This is a genomic window from Pseudonocardia sp. KRD291 (assembly GCF_019263595.1).
In the GTDB taxonomy this organism is placed as follows: domain Bacteria; phylum Actinomycetota; class Actinomycetes; order Mycobacteriales; family Pseudonocardiaceae; genus Pseudonocardia.
Window position 1 is genome coordinate 1 of sequence record NZ_JADQDD010000387.1, and the last position, 5131, is coordinate 5131.

The 5131-nt window shown below is 71.6% G+C and carries 5 protein-coding genes; 3 read left to right on the forward strand and 2 right to left on the reverse strand.

What is annotated here, in order from left to right:
* The coding region (locus I4I78_RS30330) for an alpha/beta fold hydrolase (RefSeq protein ID WP_218614941.1) at positions 1 to 981 on the reverse strand (981 nt) is incomplete at its 3' end.
* A 99-nt stretch (positions 982 to 1080) separates the two neighbouring features.
* Between I4I78_RS30330 and I4I78_RS30335 the strand changes: the two genes are divergently transcribed.
* Genes I4I78_RS30335 through I4I78_RS30345 form a run of 3 tightly spaced genes read left to right on the forward strand, consistent with a single transcriptional unit; the run spans position 1081 to position 3900 of the window.
* The gene (locus I4I78_RS30335; protein WP_226380732.1) at positions 1081 to 2223 is read left to right on the forward strand and encodes an acyl-CoA dehydrogenase family protein; all 1143 of its coding nucleotides are present in this window, start codon (positions 1081 to 1083) and stop codon (positions 2221 to 2223) included.
* Positions 2224 to 2265: 42 nt separating this feature from the next.
* Positions 2266 to 2904, forward strand: coding sequence for a DUF47 domain-containing protein (locus I4I78_RS30340; protein WP_218614943.1), 639 nt, complete (start codon positions 2266 to 2268; stop codon positions 2902 to 2904).
* Positions 2905 to 3900, forward strand: a complete 996-nt coding sequence (locus I4I78_RS30345; RefSeq protein ID WP_218614944.1) for an inorganic phosphate transporter — start codon at positions 2905 to 2907, stop codon at positions 3898 to 3900.
* 15 nt (positions 3901 to 3915) lie between these two features.
* Here I4I78_RS30345 and I4I78_RS30350 read toward each other — a convergent pair whose 3' ends face one another.
* Positions 3916 to 5109, reverse strand: a complete 1194-nt coding sequence (locus I4I78_RS30350; RefSeq protein ID WP_218614945.1) for a PLP-dependent aspartate aminotransferase family protein — start codon at positions 5107 to 5109, stop codon at positions 3916 to 3918.
* Between the last annotated feature and the right edge of the window lie 22 nt (positions 5110 to 5131).

Sequence of the window (5131 nt, forward strand, 5' to 3'; positions counted from 1 at the left end):
GCCCAGGTGCCCGCCCGGGGCGGTGGCGAACCGGACCTCCGGCGACCCGGTGAGCAGCTCCACCGTGCGGCGCACCGACCTCAGCGGGGCGATCACGTCGTCCTGTCCGGCCACGACCAGCACCGGGACGTCGACGGCGGAGAGCTCGATCCGGCGCCCGCCCAGCGTCAGGGCCCCCGATGACAGGCCGTTGCCGCGTACCAGCAGGTGGAACAGCTGCCCGAACGCCCGGCCGGGGTAGCCGTGCATGTTCGCCATCAGGTGGTCGACGGCCTCGATCTGGGCCAGGCAGTCGCGGTCGTCGAGCCGGGAGAGCACCGCGAGCGGCCGGGTGACGAGCTTGTCCACCGCCGTGAGCTGGAACGCCCAGCTCACCATCGGCGCCGGGAAGCTGCCGATCGCGTGGTAGATCGAGGAGACGACGCGGCCGCCGGTGATCTGCGCGAGCGGGCGGATCGGGGCCACCAGCGGCACCTTGGAGATGTCCACCGGGGTGCCGATCACGCTGACGGTCCGGATCGGGAGGGACTCCCCCGCCTGCGCGGCGGCGGCCACCGCGAGCAGCGCGAAGATCCCGCCCAGGGACCAGGCCACCAGGTGCACGTCCTCGCCGGTCTCCGCGGCGACCTCGCGGGTCATCCGCGGCACCACGTCGTCCACCCAGTCCTCGATGCCCAGGCCCCGGTCGTCGAACGACATCGGGCCGTAGTCGACGAGGTAGACCGGCCGCCCGGCCAGCAGCAGGTGCTCCACCAGCGAGCAGCCGCGACGCAGGTCGTAGGCGAAGTCCGGGGCGCCCAGCGGCGGCACGAGCAGCACCGGCGGGCCGCCGACCTGGTCGACGCCCGACCGCGGCAGGTACCGGTAGAGGATCCCGGACGGCGACCCGACGACGGCCTCGCGCGGCATCCGGTGCAGGTTCGCCACGTGCCCGGTCACCGTCTTGTCCCAGACGTTCGCCGCCGCGTCCAGAAGGTTCATGCGCCCCGCCCCATGTGCGCACCCTATCGGCCCGGCCGGGTCATCCCCGGCCCCCGCGACCGAGGCGAAGTTACCCGTCGGTATGTGACACTCACTGCCATGCAGCGCGACATCTTCACCGACGAACACGACGCGTTCCGCGACCTGTGCCGGACGTTCCTGGCCAAGGAGGTCATGCCCTTCCACGAGCAGTGGGAGGACGACGGGCAGGTCAGCCGCGAGGTCTGGAAGGCGGCCGGTGCGGCCGGCCTGCTGGGCATGGCCGTTCCCGAGTCCTACGGCGGCGGTGGCGTCGACGACTTCCGCTACAACGCCATCCTCACCGAGGAGATCTCCTCCGCCGGTGCCAGCGGGATCGGCTTCCCGCTGCAGAACGACGTCGTCGCGCCGTACCTGCTGCGCCTGGGCACCGAGGAGCAGAAGAAGCGCTGGCTGCCCGGCTTCTGCTCCGGCGAGATCATCACCGCGATCGCGATGACCGAGCCCGGCACCGGCTCGGACCTGCAGGGCATCGCCACCAACGCCCGCCGCGACGGTGACGACTGGATCCTCAACGGCTCCAAGACGTTCATCACCAACGGGATCATGGCCGACCTGGTGATCGTGGTCGCGAAGACCGATCCGGAGGCCAAGCACCAGGGCTTCTCGCTGCTCGTCGTCGAGCGCGGGATGGAGGGCTTCGAGCGCGGACGCCGGCTGAAGAAGGTCGGCATGAAGGCCCAGGACACCGCCGAGCTCTCGTTCACCGACGTCCGGGTACCGGCGGCGAACGTGCTCGGCCAGGAGGGCCAGGGCTTCATCTACCTGATGCAGAACCTGGCCCAGGAGCGCCTGTCGATCGCCGTCGGCAGCGTGGCCGGTGCGGCCACGGCGCTGCGCCAGACCCTGGAGTACACCAAGGACCGCAAGGCGTTCGGCCGTCCGGTGTCGAACTTCCAGAACACCCGCTTCGAGCTGGCCGAGATGGACACCGAGGTCACGATCGCGCAGGTGTTCGTGGACCGCTGCATCCGCCAGCACGTCGAGGGCGAGCTGTCCGTGCCCGACGCCGCCAAGGCCAAGTGGTGGACCTCGGACCTGCTCAAGCGCGTCGTCGACCGCTGCGTGCAGCTGCACGGCGGCTACGGCTACATGATGGAGTACCCGATCGCCAAGGCCTTCGTGGACTCGCGGGTGCAGGCCATCTACGGCGGCACCAACGAGATCATGAAGGAGATCATCGGTCGGTCGCTGATCGGCTGACCCGGCCACCGCGCCGGATGACCGACCGTGTACGAACGGCGCATGGCTTTCCGGTTGACGCCGCATGAACGCGGGTTCTATCCCTTGTTCACCCGTGCGGCGGAGAACATCGTCGTCGCCGCGGACGAGCTCGCGAAGCTCGTCGCGGCCGAACCGGCGGCCCGCCCGGAGATAGCCCGGCGGGTGAAGGACGCGGAGAACGCAGGCGACGAGCTGACCCACGAGATCATGGTCAAGCTCAACAAGGTGTTCGTGACCCCGTTCGACCGGGAGGACATCTACCGGCTGGCCTCCTCGCTCGACGACGTCTGCGACGCGATCGAGGAGGCCGCCGACCGGATCGTGCTCTACCGGCTCGGCCCGCTGCCCGCGGGCGTGGACTCCCAGGTCGACGTGCTGCAGCGGGCCGCGGCGCGCACCGCACAGGCCATGCCGGGGCTGGAGAAGATGTCGCAGCTGCAGGAGTACTGGATCGACGTCAACTCGCTGGAGAACGAGGCCGACGAGGTCTACCACCGCGTGCTGGCCGGGATCCTGTCCCCCGCCGAGCCGATCACCGACCCGGCCGCCGTGCTGGAGGCGATCAAGCTCAAGGAGGTCGTGGACACCCTCGAGGACGCCGCGGACGCGTTCGAGACGGTGGCCAACACCGTCGAGTCGATCGCGGTCAAGGAAGCCTGAGTGGAGCTCGCCGCCGTCGTCCTGGTGATCGTCGTGGCGCTGGGCTTCGACTACACCAACGGCTTCCACGACGCCGCCAACGCGATCGCCACCTCGGTCGCCACCCGTGCGCTCACCCCCCGGGTCGCGCTGGCCATGGCGGCGGTGATGAACCTGCTCGGGGCCTACCTGGGCACCGAGGTGGCCTCGACCGTCGGCAGCGGCATCATCGAGGCGCCGCGGGGCATCTCCGGCCTCGTCGTGGTGCTCTCGGCGCTGGTCGGGGCGATCATCTGGAACCTGATCACGTGGTGGTTCGGGCTGCCCTCCTCGTCGTCGCACGCCCTGATCGGCGGGCTGGTCGGCGCCGCGCTCGCCTCGTCCGGAGGGGTCCAGTGGTCCGGGGTGCTGGAGAAGGTGATCATCCCCATGGTCCTCTCCCCGGTCGTCGGCTTCGTGCTGGCGGGCCTGGTGATGATCGCGATCCTGTGGCTGTTCCGGCGCGGGCGCCCGTCCCGGCTCACCCGCGGGTTCCGGCACGCCCAGACCGTCTCGGCGGCGGCGATGGCGCTCGGGCACGGCCTGCAGGACGCGCAGAAGACGATGGGCGTGATCGTGCTGGCGCTCGTGGTCGGCGGCTTCCACACCGGCTTCGACGTGCCGTGGTGGGTCGTGCTGATCTCCGCCGGTGCGCTGTCGGCGGGCACCTACGCCGGCGGCTGGCGGATCATGCGCACGCTCGGGCGCCGCATGATCGACCTCGATCCCCCGCGCGGGTTCGCCGCCGAGGCGACGGCGTCGGCGGTGCTCTACACGACGGCGTTCGCGTTCGCGGCGCCGATCTCCACCACCCAGACGATCACGTCGTCGATCCTCGGGGTGGGCGCGACGAAGCGCCTGAGCGCGGTGCGCTGGGGCGTGGCCGGCAACATCGCGGTGGCCTGGGTGCTGACCATCCCGGCGGCCGGGCTGGCCGCCGCGTGCGCGTTCTGGGCGATCCACCCGCTCGTGAGCTGACCCCCTCCGGCCGGCTCACGGGCGCGGGAGCACCGTGTCGAGGGCCTGGGCCAGGTCGGCGACCAGGTCGCGCGGGTCCTCCAGCCCGACCGAGAGGCGCAGGTGCCCGTAGCGGCGGAACGGCTCCGGGAAGTGCGCCGCCCGGCCGTCCTCTCCCGTCGCGACGTGCACGACCAGCGTCTCGTCGTGGCCCAGCGACACCGCCGAGGTGATGATCCGCAGGGCCGCGACGAACCGGTTCTGCAGGGCCGGGTCGCCGTCGAGGGCGAAGGCGAGCATCCCGCCGAAGCCCCCGTCGAGGGTGGCCGCGGCCAGCTCGTGCTGCGGGTGCGAGGCCAGGCCCGGGTAGGCGACGTAGGCGACGCGCGGGTCGGACTCCAGGAACTCGGCGACGGCCAGGGCGTTCCCGCAGTGCGCGCGCATCCGCATCGGCAGCGTGACCGAGCCCCGCATGATCAGCCACGCGTTGAACGGGCTGATCACGCCGCCGACGTCGACCATCGCGTCCGCGCGGACCCGCTCGACGAGCTCGGCGCGCCCCAGCACCGCGCCGCCCATCGCGTCACCGTGGCCGTTGATGTACTTGGTCAGCGAGTGCACGACGAGGTCGGCGCCGTGCTCCAGCGGGCGTAGCAGTACCGGGGTGGCGAACGTGGCGTCCACCGAGCACAGCGCCCCGGCCTCGCGGGCGATCGCGGCGACGGCGGCGACGTCGGTGATCCGGGTGGTCGGGTTCGCCGGGGTCTCCACGTGCACGAGCCGGGTCTCCGGGCGGATCGCGGCCCGCACGGCGTCCGGGTCGGAGGAGTCGACGAGCGTCGCGGTGATGCCGTACCGGTCCGGGAGCAGCTCGGTCAGCAGCCGGTGCGTGGCCACGTAGGTGACGTCGGAGGACACGACGTGGTCGCCGGATCGCAGGAACGTGAAGAACACCGCGTGCAGCGCCGCGACCCCGGACGCGAGCGCGACCGCGCCGGTGTCACCGCCGCCCGCCGGGTCCTCCAGGGCGACGAGCTTCTGCTCCAGCCACCGTTGGTTCGCCCCGCCGTTGCGGGTGTAGAGCGCCGTCGCGGTACCCGACCAGTCCAGCTCGGACGGGTCCTCGGGCAGCGCGTAGGAGTTGGCCGTGACGAGCGGTCGCCGGATCGCGCCGGTGCCCGGGTCGACGTCGTTGCCGGCGTGCACCGCACGCGTCGCAAGATGATCCATCCCCGCATCATGGCTCCACGAC